Genomic DNA, 15,907 nt, shown 5'->3' with positions numbered 1-15,907 from the left:
ATGAAAACGGCTACTCTTCAAATCGCGACGTTCTTGCTTCGCTAACTGAGAAATATACGCTGTATCATCAACTGATGGTGCTTTTCTTTCCACTTGAGTCATCCTTTCACTTTGTTTAATTTTTTTTGTCTTCATTTTTGCCATAATAACCACCATAGTAACCACCATAGTAACCACCATAGTAGCCAGTTCCATTCTTACGGCTAACACGGTTCATAATCGTCCCGATGATACGGGCATGAACAGAATCAAGTGCATCCTTTGCTTGCAAAACAGCACCTTTTAAGGCAATTCCCTGTGGTACAACTAGAATTGATCCATCAACCTTTGTCCCAATGATTTGTGCATCTGTGACCGAACCAACCGGTGGTGCATCAAAAATAATTAAATCATATTGCTCACTTAATTCTTCAATAATTTGATCCATCTTATGTGTATTCAAAAGCTCAGAAGGATTCGGCGGCACTGGCCCGCTAGGCATGACACTTAAATTAGCAACCTTTGTTTTAACAATAACACTATCATAATCATTTTTTGATGAAGTTAAAATTGTCGTTAAACCTTTACGGTTCGGAATTTGAAAGGTTTGATGAATCGTTGGACGCCGCATATCCGCATCGATCAATAATGTTTTCATCCCTTGATCGGCAAAAGTAACCGCAATATTGGCACTGACTGTTGATTTACCTTCAGACGGGCCTGATGAAGTAAACGAAAGGGTCCTTAACTGATCATCAACTTGTGAAAATTGAATGTTAGTCCGAATCGTCCGAAACTGTTCAGCAATTGTTGACTTAGGATCACTAACAGTAATTAAACTGACCCCTTTTTGCATACTTTGATCATCGAGTTTTGATTTATCTTTTCGATTTTGCCACCATGTTGTTAATTTATTAGCCACGTTCTTTCACCTTACTTTCTTTGCCCATTTGATTTGTGTTTTGCCAAAGCGTGGAATTCCATATCTTTATCAGGAATATTATAAACAATTCCAAGGCTCGTTAATCCAGCTGTTTCAGTCAAGAATGTTTCATCCTTAACCGTTTTATCGGTTAATTCCCTTATCAAAGCAAAGCCAACACCTAAAACAAATCCGAAAATTAAACCAATCAAAAGATTTAATGTCTTGCGAGGCGATACAGCTTTTGTATTAACTGTTGCATCAGAAATAATTTGCACATTGTTAACGCCACTCATTAGTTTTTTAACCTTATTTTTAAACACCTGAGCTGTTTCATTTGCAATATCGGCTGCTCGATAAGCATTATCATCTTTCACATTAATTGAAAAAACCTGTGAATTAGATTGATTGGAAATTGAGATTTCATCTTGTAAATTCTTATATTTATTACGACCTTTAAATGGTCCTCCAATTTGATGAGCAACTGGCTTCAAAATAACAGGTCCTAAAATAATATCCTTGTATGTATTGATCATTTGCACATCAGCTTGTACTTGATTCAACTGTGAATTAGGATCCGATTCGGTCTTACGATTAACCAAAATCTGTGTTGAGGCTTCATATTGCGGTGTCATCACAAAGAATGTTACTAAACCATCAACTAATAACACAGCCACCATCGTCCAAATGATTAAACGAATGTGTTTTCGTAAAATACCAATAATTTGTTCAAAACTAAAAGTTTCCACTATGGTTCGTTCCTCCATGACCATTTCTAAGGTCTTTTATTGTTTTAAATGTTTGATTTATGACAAATCGAATTCCAACTAATTATAACGAAAAATGTTTCACAAAACAACGGCTCTTTGACCAGTAATGTTACAAATAAATAACATTCACTGCGAGCTGGATTGCGACTGATGATAGGCCTGGACGATTTCATTGATTGTGCCATTTGCCTCAAGCTTCTTTAAATCAGCTTTGGCAGCGTCAACATCGCCAGCCTGCATATCCGAACGAACCTGATCGAAACGCGAATCAGAGTACGCCTTATCAATTAAAAATTGATTGGCTTTTTTTGATTTGCCGTCCATTTCGGTTGCAGTTGAGATTGCATAAGCTTTATCGGTCGCTGCCTTTTTCATCTTTTTCTTCAAGGCCACATTAATATGCTTGAATTGGTTCAATGCCAATTTGCTTTCAGAAGCCGATTGTTTTGCTTTTTGTTGATTAGCATCAGCGGTAATTGCATTTTGAACGGTGTTCTGAATCGGCTTATACATCACTGCACCTGCAACACCCAAAATAACAAGCACCGCTAAAATTGATAACCAAATCTTCCGCATCTTGCTTAGACCTCCACGAATGAGTTAATCTTCAACCTGATGGACATTCATCTTTAATTGTTCAATTCCATTGTCGTGCCATGCTTGTAAAAGCTGCGTGGTATCGATTGATTTATCGATTAAAACGATGCCACAATCGCCGCCGCCAGCTCCGGATGACTTAGCCGCCCCACCGAACGATTCGGCTAGGTCGCACATTTTGGTTAAAATCGGGGTTTCGATATTGACGTGGCTTGCCTGTCCAAGTTTGCGGAGCAGCTTGCGATCGACCCGAATCCCCTTTTGAATCGTTGCTAAGGAACCGTCTTTGAACCCCTTGACCATTTTCTTGATACATGCTTTGCTATCCTGCAAGAACTGCTGGTAAGTAGATTCAGATTGTTCTTCGTCTTTGGATTCGGTCACCTGGTCAACGAGATGCGAAGTGCTGGCTGGCGATCCTGTCCACCCGATTAGCAATTGCATGTTTGCCGGTGGATCGAGCAATTCAATCTGCAATCCTGGCCAATCCATATCTAACAGGGTTGTCAGGTCATTTTCCTGTTGCGCCGCTTTCAGCCATTCATGATCGAAAGTCGAATAAGCCAGCCAGCCGCCATAAACACTGGCGGCAATATCGCCGAGTGACCCGTTCCCCTGAACAGCCAGATGGGCAATGGCAGCGAGCTTATAAAGCTGCGGTTTGGTTAAATTTAATTTGTAGAATTTGCCGAGTGCCTTAACAGTGGCCACGGTGACAGCGGCTGAACTGCCAAGCCCATATTTTTTACCGTCCGCCGAATCAAGATCAGAATCGACTTTTAAATGGTAAATACGCATCCTCAGGCCGCGTTCCTGCGCATATTGTTCCGTAAAGTGAATGGCCGATAAAATATAATGGAAGGGATTGTCACGATTATCAAAAACAAGCTGTCCTTCCTCACGGCGCCAATAGAGCGAGTTTTCCTGATATTGTTTCGACTGGATACTTCCCATGTCTGTGCTGGCTTCGATTTGAACCGTCACAAACTGGTCTAAGCCAACCACAACGGCTGGATAACCCGTTTCAACAACGGCATATTCGCCGGCAATATAGAGTTTCCCTGGTGCTTTCGCAACAATGGTCTCCTCTTCATTCGACATCCTCAAACGACCTTTCCACGTTAATGGCGCCGTACAAGCGTCCATTTTAATTTTGTGTCTATCATATTTAATGATAACAGGGCAAGTTGTGGGTTTCAATCTTAATGGGAAAGGTCTAATTTTAGCCATGGTATACAAAAAGCGCGCCAATTAGAATGGCAGCGCTCAATAATTATTTTTTAAACAGACAATAAATTTTCTATAGGACTTTCAGCAAATTGAAATGCTTATAAAAACGACTGGACATTTGATGCCCAGCCGTTAATTATTTTTCTTCTGTTGCTGTTTCTGGATAAAATCACGAACTTTGCTGCGACTGCCGTGCACCTTGCCATTCAGAAGCTCCTGTGTGACGGCGTTCAATACGGCGCCCAGCATCAGAACAATCCCTGAAAAATTGAGCCAGAATAACAGCACAATGAAGGTGCCGATTGTCCCATAGGCGCTGTACGTGGTACCGAAGTAGGTCACATATAATCCGAATAATTGCGCTAGGGCCATCCAGCCAATTGTCGTAAAGAGAGCTCCCGGCAGAACCGTCCGCAATTTCAGGCGGGCATTCGGAATGAAATAATACATCATCGTCAGGAGAATGAATAAGGCCACAAACATGACTGGCCATTTCAAAGTTTGGAACGTATGTAAATAAACTCGTGAAATCTTAATGTATTGTGTTAGAAGCTCCAGTACTGTTTGACCAAACGCAAAAACAACCGTCACAATCATCATGATGACGACCAGCACTAAGGTCATTACAAGCGAAAAGAAGCGATTGCGAAAATAATTTTTTTCTTTGGCAACGCCATACGCCTGGTTAAAACTATTTTTCAGTGCATAAATCCCCCGACTAGCTGCCCACAAGGTCCCAATCGCCCCAAATGACAGCAAGCCGCCGCTGCTTTGATGCAATAGTTTATTGGCGTACGGCCAGATCAGCTCCCAAATCGAACTGGGAATGGCCGTTTCAACATAAGCGAGAATGTCATTGACCTTCAGGTGCATCAAGGGTAGCAAGTTTCCAATGAAGATGATCAAGGGAAAGATCGATAACAACGTGAAGTAAGCGATGACTTTGGCTGTATTAAAAATATCGGCCGCATCGGCCCGCTGCAGGGCCAATCCGATGAAAGACCGGATTTTGCCTTTCCAAGTCAGGTCCTGCTCGACAATCGGGCCGTCCTCAAGCGTGACATGAAACACTTTTTGCGGATCGGTCAATTGTTTGGCCCGCAGCCGCATTTTTTTGCGATCCGGTTTCCGCCGTTTGCTCATGGTGCACCTTCTTTCCCGATTCTATTTCCTTAGTATAACGAAAGTCGGTGAAAAAAGGGAAAGAATTCATAGAATTCAATTTAGATATTTATATTTTATGGATAGATTGCTTTCAAGCCTAGTGAATGTGGATGCAATATTTTTGCACTTAGACTTACAAAATAATAGCCGCCCTTCTTCATCAGAAGCAGCGGCTATTATTCACACCTAATCATCAAAATCAAGCAAATACTTCTCATCAATCGGATCACCCTGACTGGTCAGAATTTTTGGTCCGTCGTTGGTAACCACTAATGTATGTTCATACTGCGCCGACATGGTCCCATCGGCGGATACATAGTATTCCCAATTGTCGGGGTCATTCGGAACGATCTTTGTGGCAATCTTCCAAGTACCGAGATTGACCATTGGCTCGATGGTGATCGTCATCCCTTCCTTGAGGCGCAGGCCATGACCGGCTTCCCCATAGGCCGGCACGGCTGGATCTTCATGGATCGATGGCTGAATGCCATGTCCAATCAGCTCACGGACATCGCCCATGTGGTGCTGAACTTCGACATAGTCTTGAATGGCCGCACCGATATCGCCGATTCGATTCCCGACCGTTGCTTGATCGATTCCCAGATACAGTGCATCATGGCAGACATTCATCAAATCGACTACTTCTGGGGCCGCTTCGCCGACTGCATAGCTCCAGCAGGAATCGCTTTCGTAGCCGTCTTTGTTGACGCACATATCGACTTTGACAATATCGCCATTATTTAAAATGAGGTCCTTGCGGGGGATGGCATGTGCGACTTCATCGTTCACAGCGACGCAGGTGGCATATTTATAACCATCAAAGCCGATTTCACTAGCGGTCGCACCATGGCTTTCGATATAGTGACGAGCAAACTCTTCGATCTCCCAAGTCGAGATGCCTGGTTTGATAATGGTGCGCAGGCCTTTGTGGACACCAGCTAAAACGGCACCGGACTTCGCCATTCCTTCAATTTCACGTGGTGATTTCAATGTAATCACGACAATTGCCTCCTCTATTTATTTGTAATAGCTTTCAAAAGATATTATAGCAGTTTAAAAAAAACGGGAAAAACGTCGGTATTCGGCATCTTTCCCGTTTTTTAAATTAGTCATTATTTAAGACGACATCCGCCACGACTTTGCCCTGCTGGTACGGAAAGTGCGAGATTGAAAATTCGAACGGCTGGCCGGTGTTGAGATATGCCACCTGCCGGAACTGAAGGACCGGATCGGTCGGTTCAATCTGTAAGGCGTCGATGTCTTCTGCGGTCGGCTTGACGGCGGAAACGATTCGATGCGCACCGCTGATTGTTAAGCTGCATTCGTGCTGGAGATACTCGTAGATGGAGTGCTGTAAAATATCCAAATCGAGCTTGGCAACGGCCACCGGCATAATGGTGTGTTCGAAGCTGTAAACCTGATTGTCAATGTAACGGACCCGTTTGATTTCGTAAACGGCATCGCCTTCATGGATGAAGAGTTCTTTTTGTTCTTCCGACGTCGCAAAGCGGACTTGAAACAGCAAGATTTTGCTGGTTACTTTGTGGCCGCTGCCGGCATGGGTACTGGTCCCGAGTGCGTCGATGCGGTTATTGTCCTGATGCAGCATCAGAATCGCATCCTGGCGCACAAATGTGCCGGCGCCTCGTTTCGAATAAAGAAGTCCGGCGATGACCAGACTCTGGACGGCTTTGTGGATTGTCATCCGGCTCGTCTGAAATTCTTGAGCGAGTGTATTCTGATTGGGAATGATGGCTCCTGGCTGATAAGTTCCATCGGCAATCCGCCGCTGCAGCGTCTGGGCGATGGTTTTATATTTGACGATGACGTTTCCCTTCTTCCTGCTGATTTATCTGCCCATAGTGTACGCTTGTTGCAAATTTTGGTCTAGCATTCTGTAAAAAGTATTTACTTTTGAAAATAAAGTATTTACAAAAAATTAAAACCATTCTACAATGTAAACGGTCACAAGATAAGAAGGAGGAATTACAATGTCACATACATTACCCGCAGATTTTCTCTGGGGCAATTCAGTCTCGAGCATGCAGACTGAAGGCGGCTGGGACGCTGACGGCAAAGGCAAGTCCGTTTATGATATCCGTCCAGCGACAGCCGATACATCCGATTGGAAATTTGCCAATGATAATTACCATCACTATACAGAAGATTTTGATTTAATGGCCGCAGAAGGCATGAACTGCTACCGCTTCCAGATTTCCTGGAGCCGGGTCAATCCGACTGGCGACGGTGCTTGGAATCAAGCCGGAATCGATTACTACAGCCGGTTTATCGATGATTTAATCAAACGAGGCATTCAGCCGATGATCTGCCTTTATCATTTCGATATGCCGTTAGCATTGGCGGAAAAATACGACGGCTTCATGGATCGCCATGTGGTCGATGCCTTTGTCCGTTACGGCAAAAAGATGATTGACGAATTTGGCGACCGGGTTAAATACTGGATTACCTTTAATGAACAGAACCTCTACTTTATGCCAGGAGCTTCTGTGATTGCCGGTTCCAGCAAGGCGCCGCATACGGCCGATACATTATACACGATTGCCCACCATATCATGCTGGCGCATTCACAGGTCGTCGCTTATCTTCATAAAACGACCCATGATCAGATCGGCGGAATGCTGGCATACGCTGAATTCTATCCAGCCACCTGCAAACCAGCTGATGTGCAAGCCGTTCGCAAGACGGACGAATTTTTGAACCGTGATTTACTGGATGTGTTTGTTCATGGTCACTATTCCAATGAAGTGCTGACCTACGTCAAGAATCACCACATCAACATGGATTGGCAGGACGGCGATGAGAAGATTCTGGGTGCGACAACCAGCGACTTCTTAGCCTTCTCCTACTACCGCAGTTCAACCATCAACAGCGACCTGATTCCTGATGATACCTTGGTCAATGAATGGCCGAATAAAGGCGACCAGGCTAATCCGTATCTGAAGACGTCTGAATGGGGCTGGCAAATCGACCCAACGGGCTTCCGGGATGTCATTGACAAGCTGTACGACCAGTACGGTGTCCCGATTTTCCCGATTGAAAATGGAATCGGTGTCCGTGAAGAATACAACGGCACACAAATTCAAGATGATTATCGCATCGACTACCATCGGGCCCACATCCAAGCCATGGAAGACGCCATGTTTGAAGACGGCGTGCCGGTCATCGGTTACTTGGGCTGGGGCTTGATTGATATCCTCAGTTCGCATGGCGATATGAACAAACGTTACGGCATGGTCTACGTCAACCGCACCAACCATGACCTGAAGGATATGAAACGCATTCCGAAGAAGAGCTATTACTGGTTCGAAAAGGTCATTAAATCGAACGGTGCCGACCTTGGCAGCGACGCGAAATAGCCGTTAAGATTGCGCTTGCATTCAATAAAATAAAGTGTTTTCATAGATTTAGTGGAGGGCCACTGACAAGCTGTTGCGGTTTGTTCAGGCCCTTTTCTTAGCAAAACTTATTGCGAGAGAATCAACAGAGGAGGATTTTTTCATGACTGAAACAGAACCACTCTTTTTGAAACCCTACTTCCAACCTAAAATCTGGGGCGGACGTAAATTAGCAACTCAATTTGGTTATCAAATTCCGGACGGCAAGATCGGCGAATGCTGGGCCATCTCAGCGCATCCGCATGGTCCCAGCACCATTAAAAACGGTCCGTTAGCCGGTGAAACATTGGCTGAAGCTTGGGCCAGCCACCGTGAATACTTTGGCAACGTCAAAGGCAATGTCTTTCCATTATTGACGAAGATTCTCGATGCTGAAGCCAGTCTGTCAGTGCAGGTTCATCCTGACGATGCCTACGCTGCTGAACATGAACATGAACTCGGTAAAACCGAATGCTGGTACATCATCGATGCCGACCCAGGCTCGTACTTGATTTACGGCCACACTGCCAAGACCCAAGCCGAACTCAAAGAAATGATTGACAACGGCGAATGGGATAAATTACTGAAGAAAGTGCCCGTTAAAAAAGGCGACTTCTTCTATGTTCCTAGCGGCACTGTTCATGCCCTGAACAAAGGTATCATGGCGCTTGAAACGCAGCAGAGCAGCGACACAACCTACCGTCTGTATGATTACGATCGAGTCGGCGATGACGGCAAGAAACGTGAATTGCACATTGACCAGTCATTGGATACCATTACCGTCCCAGCGGTCGATCCTGACTTGCACATCAATACGCGCAAAGATGGTAAAAATGCAACGGTCACGACCTTCATCGAACCGCCTGTTTCGCCTCACTTCAGTGTCTATCAATGGAAGCTCGACGACGGCACATTAAGCTTGCGGCGCGGCGACGCTCCGTATACCTTAGTTTCGGTCATCGATGGGACGGGTGCCCTCCACTTGTCCGATGGCACGACCTATCAGCTCAAGAAGGGTGTCCACTTCATTTTGCCGTATCAAATCAAGGAATGGACGCTGACTGGCACGATGAATATCATCGCCAGCGAACCTAGCAAAGACCCTGAATAGTTTTCATCATCCCCGACTTTTGGTATAATCAAGGGCAAAATGTTTAATAAAGGGATGAAAAATTGTGGCTACTGCTAAAATCGTATTTGCAAGTATGACCGGCAACAACGAAGAAATTGCTGAAATCGTTCAGGAAGGACTCGAAGATGCCGGCGTCGATGTCGATGTCACCGAAATTTCTCAGGCGGATGCCAGCGAGTTTGAAGACGTTGATATCTGTATCATTGCCACCTATACTTATGGTGAAGCCAACCTGCCGGACGAAGCGCAAGACTTTTTCGAAGATCTTCAAACAGTTGACCTGACCGGAAAAGTGTACGGCTGCTGCGGGTCCGGCGATACTTTCTATGATAACTTCTGTTCAGCAGTCGACGATTTCTCGAAGGTTTTTGCCGATAACGGCGCCATTCAGGGTGCCCCGAACGTCAAAATCGACCTCGCCCCAGAAACAGAAGACATCGAAAAGCTGGACCAATTTACCGCACAAATCGTCGCCAAACAAAAAGAACTCGGATAAACAGAGTGTGACAAAGGCCGTTTAGAAAGCGAGGGCTAAGGAAGCTTTGGATAAAGTCCTGGTTTTAGGGACTTAGCCAAAGCGACTTAACCGCAGCTTTCTGGCCTTTGGAACACGTTTAAAAAGCGACTTAACCACAGCTTTCTTGTTACGACAATCATCAGAACCGGGACCAGATCGGGGGGATCTGGTCCCCTTTTTTATATTTTTTTAAGAAATCATCCGTACACTAGGAACCAGCGGCGATGGGATTTGAACTGTCCAAAGTCTGTTTGTTTGGGACCGGCGCCGTTTTGTGCTAAGTTGGGCATGAGCCGGCTAAAAATGGTAGAATAAGATGTACTTGTGTGCCTGATTACAATAAAGTAGGTCTTTTCATGAAAATCAAACGGTTTTTAAGTCGTTTTCGCGACTTATTTTCCTATGCCATCTTTGGCTTTATGGCATCGGTCATCAACGTCTTTGTTTATTGGGGCGCTCACCATGTGCTCGGCTGGGGCTATCTGCTGGCGAACACATTAGCGTGGCTGCTTTCCAATTTATTTGGATTTTTCACCAATAAATCACTCGTTTTTGGCTCTAAATATACGAACTTTACTGATTTAGTGATTGAAATCGTGCAATTCTTTGTCTTTCGTGGGATGACCTTTTTCCTCGATACAGGCTTGATGTTTGTCGGCATTTCATTATTGAAATGGTCCAGCATGTGGACCAAAATTGCCGATCAGCTGATCGTCGGAATCGTCAACTATGTTACCTCACGCTGGACATTCCGCAAGGAAAACAAAGAAATGATTGCTCGAGGACGACAATTGGCACGGAAGCTCCATGAATCCCATCGTCATCACGATTAAAGGAGTCTTAGCAATGCAAACGATCCGCAATTTATATGAAAAATACCGTGACATCCTTGCCTACCTCGTTTTCGGTGTCCTGACGACCCTAATCAACATCGTGGTCTACTGGTTCTGCACGTCTGTGCTGCACTGGAACTACATGCTGGCCAATAATCTCGCCTGGTTCCTATCCGTTTTATTTGCGTTCTTCACCAATAAAACGTTTGTCTTCCGGTCGAAATACACAACCGTCAAGGCTTTCTTCATCGAAATGGGTGCCTTTTTCTTTGCTCGTGGTGTTTCATTGATTCTCGACGACGGAATCATGTTTGTCGGCATTTCTTTGCTGCATTGGTCGAGTTTGCTTACCAAGTTCATCGACCAGTTTGTCGTCATTGCCGTCAACTATATTTTCAGCAAATGGATTTTTCGTAAAAAATAGGAGGAGAAACAGTGGCAGAACTCATTTCACTCGTTGTTCCTTGTTACAATGAGGAACAATCGATTCCGTTGTTTTATCAGACTGTTGAAAAAGTGACGGAAAAAATGCCGGATTACGATTTTGAATATGTCTTTATTAACGATGGTTCCACTGACCATTCCCTTGATGAAATGCGCCAGCTCCATCATCAGGACCCTGAACGGGTGCACTACATTGCCTTTTCCCGCAACTTCGGCAAGGAGTCGGGTCTCTACGCCGGTTTGCAGAATGCGAAAGGTGATTATGTGGCCGTGATGGATGTCGACCTGCAGGACCCGCCGGAATTATTACCGGAAATGCTCAAAGGAATCATTGAAGAAGGTTATGACTGTGTCGGTACCCGGCGTGTCGATCGCAAGGGCGAGCCGCCGATTCGGTCCTTTTTCTCCAATATGTTCTATAAGTTTATCAATAAGATTTCGAAAACGGAGATTGTCAACGGCGCTCGTGACTATCGGCTGATGACTCGTCAAATGGTTAACGCCGTCGTTGGGATGACTGAAGTCAATCGGTTTTCGAAAGGCCTGTTCAGCTGGGTCGGGTTCAAGACCAAGTACATTCCATATGAAAACGTCGATCGGGCGGCCGGCCAGACGCACTGGTCCTTCAGCCAGCTGATGAGTTATGCGATTGATGGCATCATCGACTTTTCCGATGCCCCGCTCAATTTTGCTTCATGGGTCGGCCTGCTGTCGTTCTTAGGTTCCCTAATTGCAATCATCTTCATCATTATCCGCAAAATCGTCCATGGCGACCCCACTCCTGGCTGGCCGTCGATGGTTGCCATCTTCCTGATGGTCGGCGGCCTGCAGCTCTTCTGCCTTGGCATCGTCGGCAAATACATCGGCAAGATTTATCTCGAAACCAAACATCGGCCAATCTATATTGTGAAGGAAAAAAAGTAAGTGTCCAAAAATAACCTAGTTGGCAGAAACCACGAAAACTACAGCTAACGACTGCCTCTCCATCTAAATACCATTAAAAAGCGTAAATAAAAAGAGTTCAGAAAATTCTGAACTCTTTTTTAAATGCATTTGCAAAGCCGCAACAATTATCATTGCCACTCTTTTTTATTCAAACGGCTCTGGTGGTGTCTGCCGTTTGCCGAATGCATACAGAATTGCCTGTAAGATACGATCGGCAGCGTGCCCGTCCCCATATGGGTTCTTGGCGTTCGCCATCTTATCATAGGCTGCTTTGTCATTTAACAACGTTTCCATGGCTTCGGTGACCTTTTCTGAGTCGGTCCCGACTAGTTTCAGTGTGCCTGCATCGACACCCTCTGGCCGTTCCGTTGTGTCCCGTAAAACAAGTACTGGCTTGCCTAACGATGGCGCTTCTTCCTGAACACCGCCTGAATCGGTCATGATGAAGTAGCTGCGGGCTTCCAAATTCTGGAAATCGACGGCATCCAATGGGTCGATCAGATGAATACGAGGATCGTTGCCCAGAATTGAATGTGCCGCTTCTTCGACGACTGGATTCAGATGGACTGGATAGATGATTTCGACATCCGGATGGCTGTCAACGACCTTGCGCATTGCCTTGAAGACCCGTTTCATCGGTTCGCCTTGGTTCTCACGCCGGTGCATCGTGACTAAAATCATCCGTTGGCCAGGTTTGATTAGTTTCAGGAGATCGTGTTCATAATCATCCTGCACAATTTCCTTCTGTGCGTCAATGGCAGTATTCCCAGTAATATAAATATTTTTGTCCGGATGATTTTCTTTCAGCAGATTGGCCCGGCTCAAAGTCGTCGGTGCAAAGTAAAGGTCGCTCAGCACATCGGTCATCTGCCGGTTCATTTCCTCTGGGAACGGCGAATACTTGTTCCATGTCCGCAAACCAGCTTCAACGTGGCCGATCTTAATCTGGTGATAGAAGGCACTGACGCTGGCCGCAAAGGTCGTCGTCGTATCCCCATGCACCAGAACGATGTCAGGCTGTTCCTTTTCCAAAACAGCATCCAGCTTCAGCAGCACGTTGCTGGTGATTTCGCTCAGCGTCTGCCGTGGCTTCATAATATTTAAATCGTAATCAGGCGTAATCTTGAAAATTTCAAGCACCTGGTCCAGCATTTCACGGTGCTGCGCTGTGACGACCGTCACCGTTTCAAATTGATCGGGATGCTGCTTGAGGTCCAAGACGACTGGGGCCATTTTGATGGCTTCCGGACGCGTTCCAAAAACAGTCATCACTTTGACTTTTCCGTTTGCGTTCACGAGAAATCCTCCTCTAGTTACTTTCGATACTACTAGTATACCAATCTTCCGAACATGACAAAAGCGATTACTTCGACTCTCCTAAACGCTCTTGGGAAGATCCTCCGTAATCGTTTCGGTCATCTGCTGCTGAACCTCAGCTGTCATTTCGGCTGAATTCAAATCATGATTCTTGAAGAAATAATCCTGTACGGTCCGTAAGATTTCAGTCATCTGGTCTCTCGTAATTCCGATAAATCCGGCCGAAGCCAATGCGGCAATCCCAGCGGCGGCAATCCAAATGCCGGTCACAATATTGGTTTTCTGTTCTGGGTCGAATTCTGCACCAGCTGGCAGTTTGTCCAGCCGTTCTAAACCCAATTCAAACCCGAAACGGCGCATTTCTTCTGTGCCAAAGTAATCTTCGACGAAAACAGCCCGGAACAATTGCCGTTCCTCCACTGCCAAATTGATGTAAGAAAGCGATAGATCGATCAGCGGTTCGCCGGTATAAGTATGATTCAAACCTTCCTCACGTAAGTAGTTTTCGATCTTATCCAGGACGGCCAATTTCAGCGCCTTCATGGATTCAAATTCTAAATAAATCGGTTGGGTCGAACAATTCATGCGTTTAGCAATGTTGCGTGCCGTGAAATGTGCAAACCCTTCTTCAACCACCAAGTCATAGGCAGCATTTAAAATTTGATTTTTCGTAATCGTTTTCTTTCGTGCCATAAACAATACCCCTTTATCCGAATGACAGACTGTCGCGTTATTTTATCGTGTCAAATCAATAATTTTATTCGATAAAATATCACAAATATGTATTCCAACCTCTTTGTTATCGTTATTTTACCATTTATGCCCGTGATTTAAAATAGCGCCTCGCCAGTTTCTGCAAAAAAGTTATTGTGCCTAAAAATGGTTTTGCTTGCGTGCCCACCCAAAATGCCGTACGCTGAAGAAAATATCTTATGAAAGAAGGAATCGACAATGACACTTCCGAATTTTGAAGCTCAGTTGCAAAAATATGCCGATTTAATTGTCCAGGTTGGCATCAATGTAAAAAAGGGCGACACCGTTGTCCTCCAAATTACGACCGAAGAGACCGAACTCGCCCATCACATTGTGGCGACTGCCTATGATTACGGTGCCGCCCAAGTTCTCGTCCAATGGAAGGACGACACCATCGAGCGATTGACGCTTGACCATGCTGACGAAGACCGTTTGGCCGAAGTCCCCGACTACGAAAGCAAGCAATATGAGGAATGGCTTGCTAAGAAAGCCAAGCGCATTTCAGTGATGTCCTCTGACCCAGCTAATCTCGAAGGCATCGACTCGAAACGGATTGCGACTTATCAGACGGCCCAAGGCAAACTGCTGCGGCCGTTACGGCAGGCGACACAGGCCAACCAAGTCAGCTGGACAGTTGTAGCGGCGGCCGGCCAAAAATGGGCCGAAAAGGTCTTTCCTGACCTGTCACCTGCCGATGCCGTCGATAAACTGTGGGAAGAAATCTTCAAGACGTGCCGGATTGACCAGGAAGACCCGATTCAGGCCTGGCGCGACCATGACCAAAAATTGTCTGCTAAAGCTGCCGAACTCAATCAAGCCCAATTCGACCATCTCCATTACATGGCGCCTGGCACCGATTTGACAATCGGCTTGCCGAAGAATCATATCTGGTATGGTGCCAGCAGCAAAAACGCCGCTGGGGAAACGTTTATGGCCAACATGCCAACCGAGGAAGTGTTTACGGCGCCGGATTACCGGCGAATCGACGGCACTGTCGTTTCGACGAAGCCATTGAGCTATGCTGGCACAACTTTGTCCGGCATGTCCTTCGAATTCAAAGATGGCAAAGTCGTAAAGGCCTTCGCCGATGAAGGCAACGATGTTCTCCAGCATTTGCTCGATACTGACCCAGGTTCACGTTCATTAGGCGAATGTGCACTCGTGCCTGACCCATCGCCAATCTCCCAGTCTGGGATTACCTTCTACAACACCCTCTTCGATGAGAACGCCTCCGATCACTTGGCCCTGGGTGCAGCCTATGCTTTCTGTGTCGCTGACGGGACTGAAATGAACCAGCTCCAGCTGCAGGAAGCCGGCCTCAATCAGAGTCAGATTCATGTCGATTTTATGGTCGGTTCGAATCAGATGAATATCGACGGCGTCACAGCTGACGGAACAATTGTGCCGATTTTCCGTGCGGGCGACTGGGTCTAATGTACGGCGGCCTGTTATTCATCATGAGTCTCGAAACGCTGGTCAGTGTTTTCTGTTTAGGCATGGGCATTGTTAACCTAATCAAGCACCAGCCCAGTAAAATACTGCTGCTGATTGCCGTCATCGGCATCATCAGTTTAGCGGCAACCTTCCTGTACACACAAACTTGGCTGGCCCAGCATCTCGTCTAGTCATTGACACGATTTTTAGAAACTTTTATACTGAATGCAATGAGTCTGGCCCCATAGCTCAGCAGGATAGAGCGATCGCCTCCTAAGCGATAGGTCGCCGGTTCGATTCCAGCTGGGGTCATTTCAAGCATTCACCAACCTTTGACCAACCTATTTTTGAAAGCTTTAAAAATAGGTTGGCTTTTTTATTGCTTCAACCTTCGAATGACCCACACAAAAACACCGCCGGTTCCCTGCCGGCGGTGTTTTCTCTTTCTCGCAAATACTTGCTGTGCTGTGGTTGA

Annotated in this window: 17 protein-coding genes and 1 tRNA gene; 9 read left to right on the top strand and 9 right to left on the bottom strand. The window is 45.8% G+C overall.

Translation table 11 applies throughout. The features are described from left to right. Positions 1–115 precede the first annotated feature (115 nt). From IV40_RS05145 to IV40_RS05115, 7 genes are all read right to left on the bottom strand, one after another. The gene (locus IV40_RS05145; RefSeq protein ID WP_057769476.1) at positions 116–835 is read right to left on the bottom strand and encodes a CpsD/CapB family tyrosine-protein kinase; all 720 of its coding nucleotides are present in this window, start codon (positions 833–835) and stop codon (positions 116–118) included. Between the two features lie 77 nt (positions 836–912). Continuing rightward, positions 913–1,650, bottom strand: coding sequence for a YveK family protein (locus IV40_RS05140; RefSeq protein WP_236698025.1), 738 nt, complete (start codon positions 1,648–1,650; stop codon positions 913–915). 147 nt (positions 1,651–1,797) lie between these two features. Continuing rightward, positions 1,798–2,247: a hypothetical protein gene (locus tag IV40_RS05135; RefSeq protein ID WP_057769314.1), complete on the bottom strand. Its 450-nt coding sequence runs from the start codon at positions 2,245–2,247 to the stop codon at positions 1,798–1,800. Positions 2,248–2,271: 24 nt separating this feature from the next. Then, positions 2,272–3,369, bottom strand: coding sequence for a phosphomevalonate kinase (locus IV40_RS05130; protein ID WP_057769313.1), 1,098 nt, complete (start codon positions 3,367–3,369; stop codon positions 2,272–2,274). 261 nt (positions 3,370–3,630) lie between these two features. Then, on the bottom strand, positions 3,631–4,641 hold the full coding sequence (locus IV40_RS05125; protein WP_057769312.1) for a YihY/virulence factor BrkB family protein: 1,011 nt from the start codon (positions 4,639–4,641) through the stop codon (positions 3,631–3,633). Positions 4,642–4,848: 207 nt separating this feature from the next. Continuing rightward, positions 4,849–5,661 carry a type I methionyl aminopeptidase gene (gene map, locus IV40_RS05120; protein WP_057769311.1) on the bottom strand — a complete coding sequence of 271 codons (813 nt, stop codon included), beginning with the start codon at positions 5,659–5,661 and terminating at the stop codon, positions 4,849–4,851. Positions 5,662–5,767: 106 nt separating this feature from the next. Beyond that, positions 5,768–6,469 (bottom strand): GntR family transcriptional regulator, encoded by a 702-nt coding sequence (locus tag IV40_RS05115; RefSeq protein WP_269082194.1) that lies wholly within the window; start codon positions 6,467–6,469, stop codon positions 5,768–5,770. 184 nt (positions 6,470–6,653) lie between these two features. Here IV40_RS05115 and IV40_RS05110 point away from each other — a divergent pair, with 184 nt between their 5' ends. From IV40_RS05110 to IV40_RS05085, 6 genes are all read left to right on the top strand, one after another. Beyond that, positions 6,654–8,039 (top strand): glycoside hydrolase family 1 protein, encoded by a 1,386-nt coding sequence (locus tag IV40_RS05110; RefSeq protein ID WP_057769309.1) that lies wholly within the window; start codon positions 6,654–6,656, stop codon positions 8,037–8,039. A 142-nt stretch (positions 8,040–8,181) separates the two neighbouring features. After that, positions 8,182–9,168: a mannose-6-phosphate isomerase, class I gene (manA, locus tag IV40_RS05105; RefSeq protein WP_057769308.1), complete on the top strand. Its 987-nt coding sequence runs from the start codon at positions 8,182–8,184 to the stop codon at positions 9,166–9,168. A 64-nt stretch (positions 9,169–9,232) separates the two neighbouring features. Further along, positions 9,233–9,685, top strand: a complete 453-nt coding sequence (locus tag IV40_RS05100) for a flavodoxin (RefSeq protein ID WP_057769307.1) — start codon at positions 9,233–9,235, stop codon at positions 9,683–9,685. 377 nt (positions 9,686–10,062) lie between these two features. Beyond that, on the top strand, positions 10,063–10,539 hold the full coding sequence (locus IV40_RS05095) for a GtrA family protein (RefSeq protein WP_057769306.1): 477 nt from the start codon (positions 10,063–10,065) through the stop codon (positions 10,537–10,539). Between the two features lie 13 nt (positions 10,540–10,552). Next, positions 10,553–10,963 (top strand): GtrA family protein, encoded by a 411-nt coding sequence (locus tag IV40_RS05090; protein ID WP_057769305.1) that lies wholly within the window; start codon positions 10,553–10,555, stop codon positions 10,961–10,963. A gap of 11 nt (positions 10,964–10,974) precedes the next feature. After that, complete coding sequence (locus IV40_RS05085) at positions 10,975–11,907, top strand: glycosyltransferase family 2 protein (protein WP_057769304.1); 933 nt, start codon at positions 10,975–10,977, stop codon at positions 11,905–11,907. A gap of 165 nt (positions 11,908–12,072) precedes the next feature. On the opposite strand, the gene wecB is transcribed toward IV40_RS05085, so the two are convergent. After that, complete coding sequence (gene wecB / locus IV40_RS05080; protein WP_057769474.1) at positions 12,073–13,197, bottom strand: non-hydrolyzing UDP-N-acetylglucosamine 2-epimerase; 1,125 nt, start codon at positions 13,195–13,197, stop codon at positions 12,073–12,075. A gap of 108 nt (positions 13,198–13,305) precedes the next feature. Then, positions 13,306–13,938 (bottom strand): TetR/AcrR family transcriptional regulator, encoded by a 633-nt coding sequence (locus tag IV40_RS05075; protein ID WP_057769303.1) that lies wholly within the window; start codon positions 13,936–13,938, stop codon positions 13,306–13,308. A gap of 258 nt (positions 13,939–14,196) precedes the next feature. Between IV40_RS05075 and IV40_RS05070 the strand changes: the two genes are divergently transcribed. From IV40_RS05070 to IV40_RS05060, 3 genes are all read left to right on the top strand, one after another. Continuing rightward, on the top strand, positions 14,197–15,432 hold the full coding sequence (locus IV40_RS05070) for an aminopeptidase (RefSeq protein ID WP_057769302.1): 1,236 nt from the start codon (positions 14,197–14,199) through the stop codon (positions 15,430–15,432). Between the two features lie 23 nt (positions 15,433–15,455). Next, positions 15,456–15,623: a hypothetical protein gene (locus tag IV40_RS05065; RefSeq protein WP_156404236.1), complete on the top strand. Its 168-nt coding sequence runs from the start codon at positions 15,456–15,458 to the stop codon at positions 15,621–15,623. A 47-nt stretch (positions 15,624–15,670) separates the two neighbouring features. Then, positions 15,671–15,744, top strand: a tRNA-Arg gene (locus tag IV40_RS05060). Positions 15,745–15,907: the final 163 nt, after the last annotated feature.

Source organism: Lactobacillus selangorensis, assembly GCF_001437205.1.
In the GTDB taxonomy this organism is placed as follows: Bacteria; Bacillota; Bacilli; order Lactobacillales; family Lactobacillaceae; genus Paralactobacillus; species Paralactobacillus selangorensis.
Note: the sequence above shows the minus strand (reverse complement) of the source record. Positions and strands in the feature narration are given on the sequence as shown.

Bases quoted from the DNA above. Each gene is read 5' to 3' on its own strand.
- IV40_RS05145 (WP_057769476.1), bottom strand. From the start codon at position 835: ATGCAAAAAGGGGTCAGTTTAATTACTGTTAGTGATCCTAAGTCAACA.
- IV40_RS05135 (WP_057769314.1), bottom strand. From the start codon at position 2,247: ATGCGGAAGATTTGGTTATCAATTTTAGCGGTGCTTGTTATTTTGGGT.
- IV40_RS05130 (WP_057769313.1), bottom strand. From the start codon at position 3,369: ATGTCGAATGAAGAGGAGACCATTGTTGCGAAAGCACCAGGGAAACTC.
- IV40_RS05125 (WP_057769312.1), bottom strand. From the start codon at position 4,641: ATGAGCAAACGGCGGAAACCGGATCGCAAAAAAATGCGGCTGCGGGCC.
- IV40_RS05110 (WP_057769309.1), top strand. From the start codon at position 6,654: ATGTCACATACATTACCCGCAGATTTTCTCTGGGGCAATTCAGTCTCG.
- manA (WP_057769308.1), top strand. From the start codon at position 8,182: ATGACTGAAACAGAACCACTCTTTTTGAAACCCTACTTCCAACCTAAA.
- IV40_RS05095 (WP_057769306.1), top strand. From the start codon at position 10,063: ATGAAAATCAAACGGTTTTTAAGTCGTTTTCGCGACTTATTTTCCTAT.
- IV40_RS05090 (WP_057769305.1), top strand. From the start codon at position 10,553: ATGCAAACGATCCGCAATTTATATGAAAAATACCGTGACATCCTTGCC.
- wecB (WP_057769474.1), bottom strand. From the start codon at position 13,197: ATGACTGTTTTTGGAACGCGTCCGGAAGCCATCAAAATGGCCCCAGTC.
- IV40_RS05075 (WP_057769303.1), bottom strand. From the start codon at position 13,938: ATGGCACGAAAGAAAACGATTACGAAAAATCAAATTTTAAATGCTGCC.
- IV40_RS05070 (WP_057769302.1), top strand. From the start codon at position 14,197: ATGACACTTCCGAATTTTGAAGCTCAGTTGCAAAAATATGCCGATTTA.
- IV40_RS05065 (WP_156404236.1), top strand. From the start codon at position 15,456: ATGAGTCTCGAAACGCTGGTCAGTGTTTTCTGTTTAGGCATGGGCATT.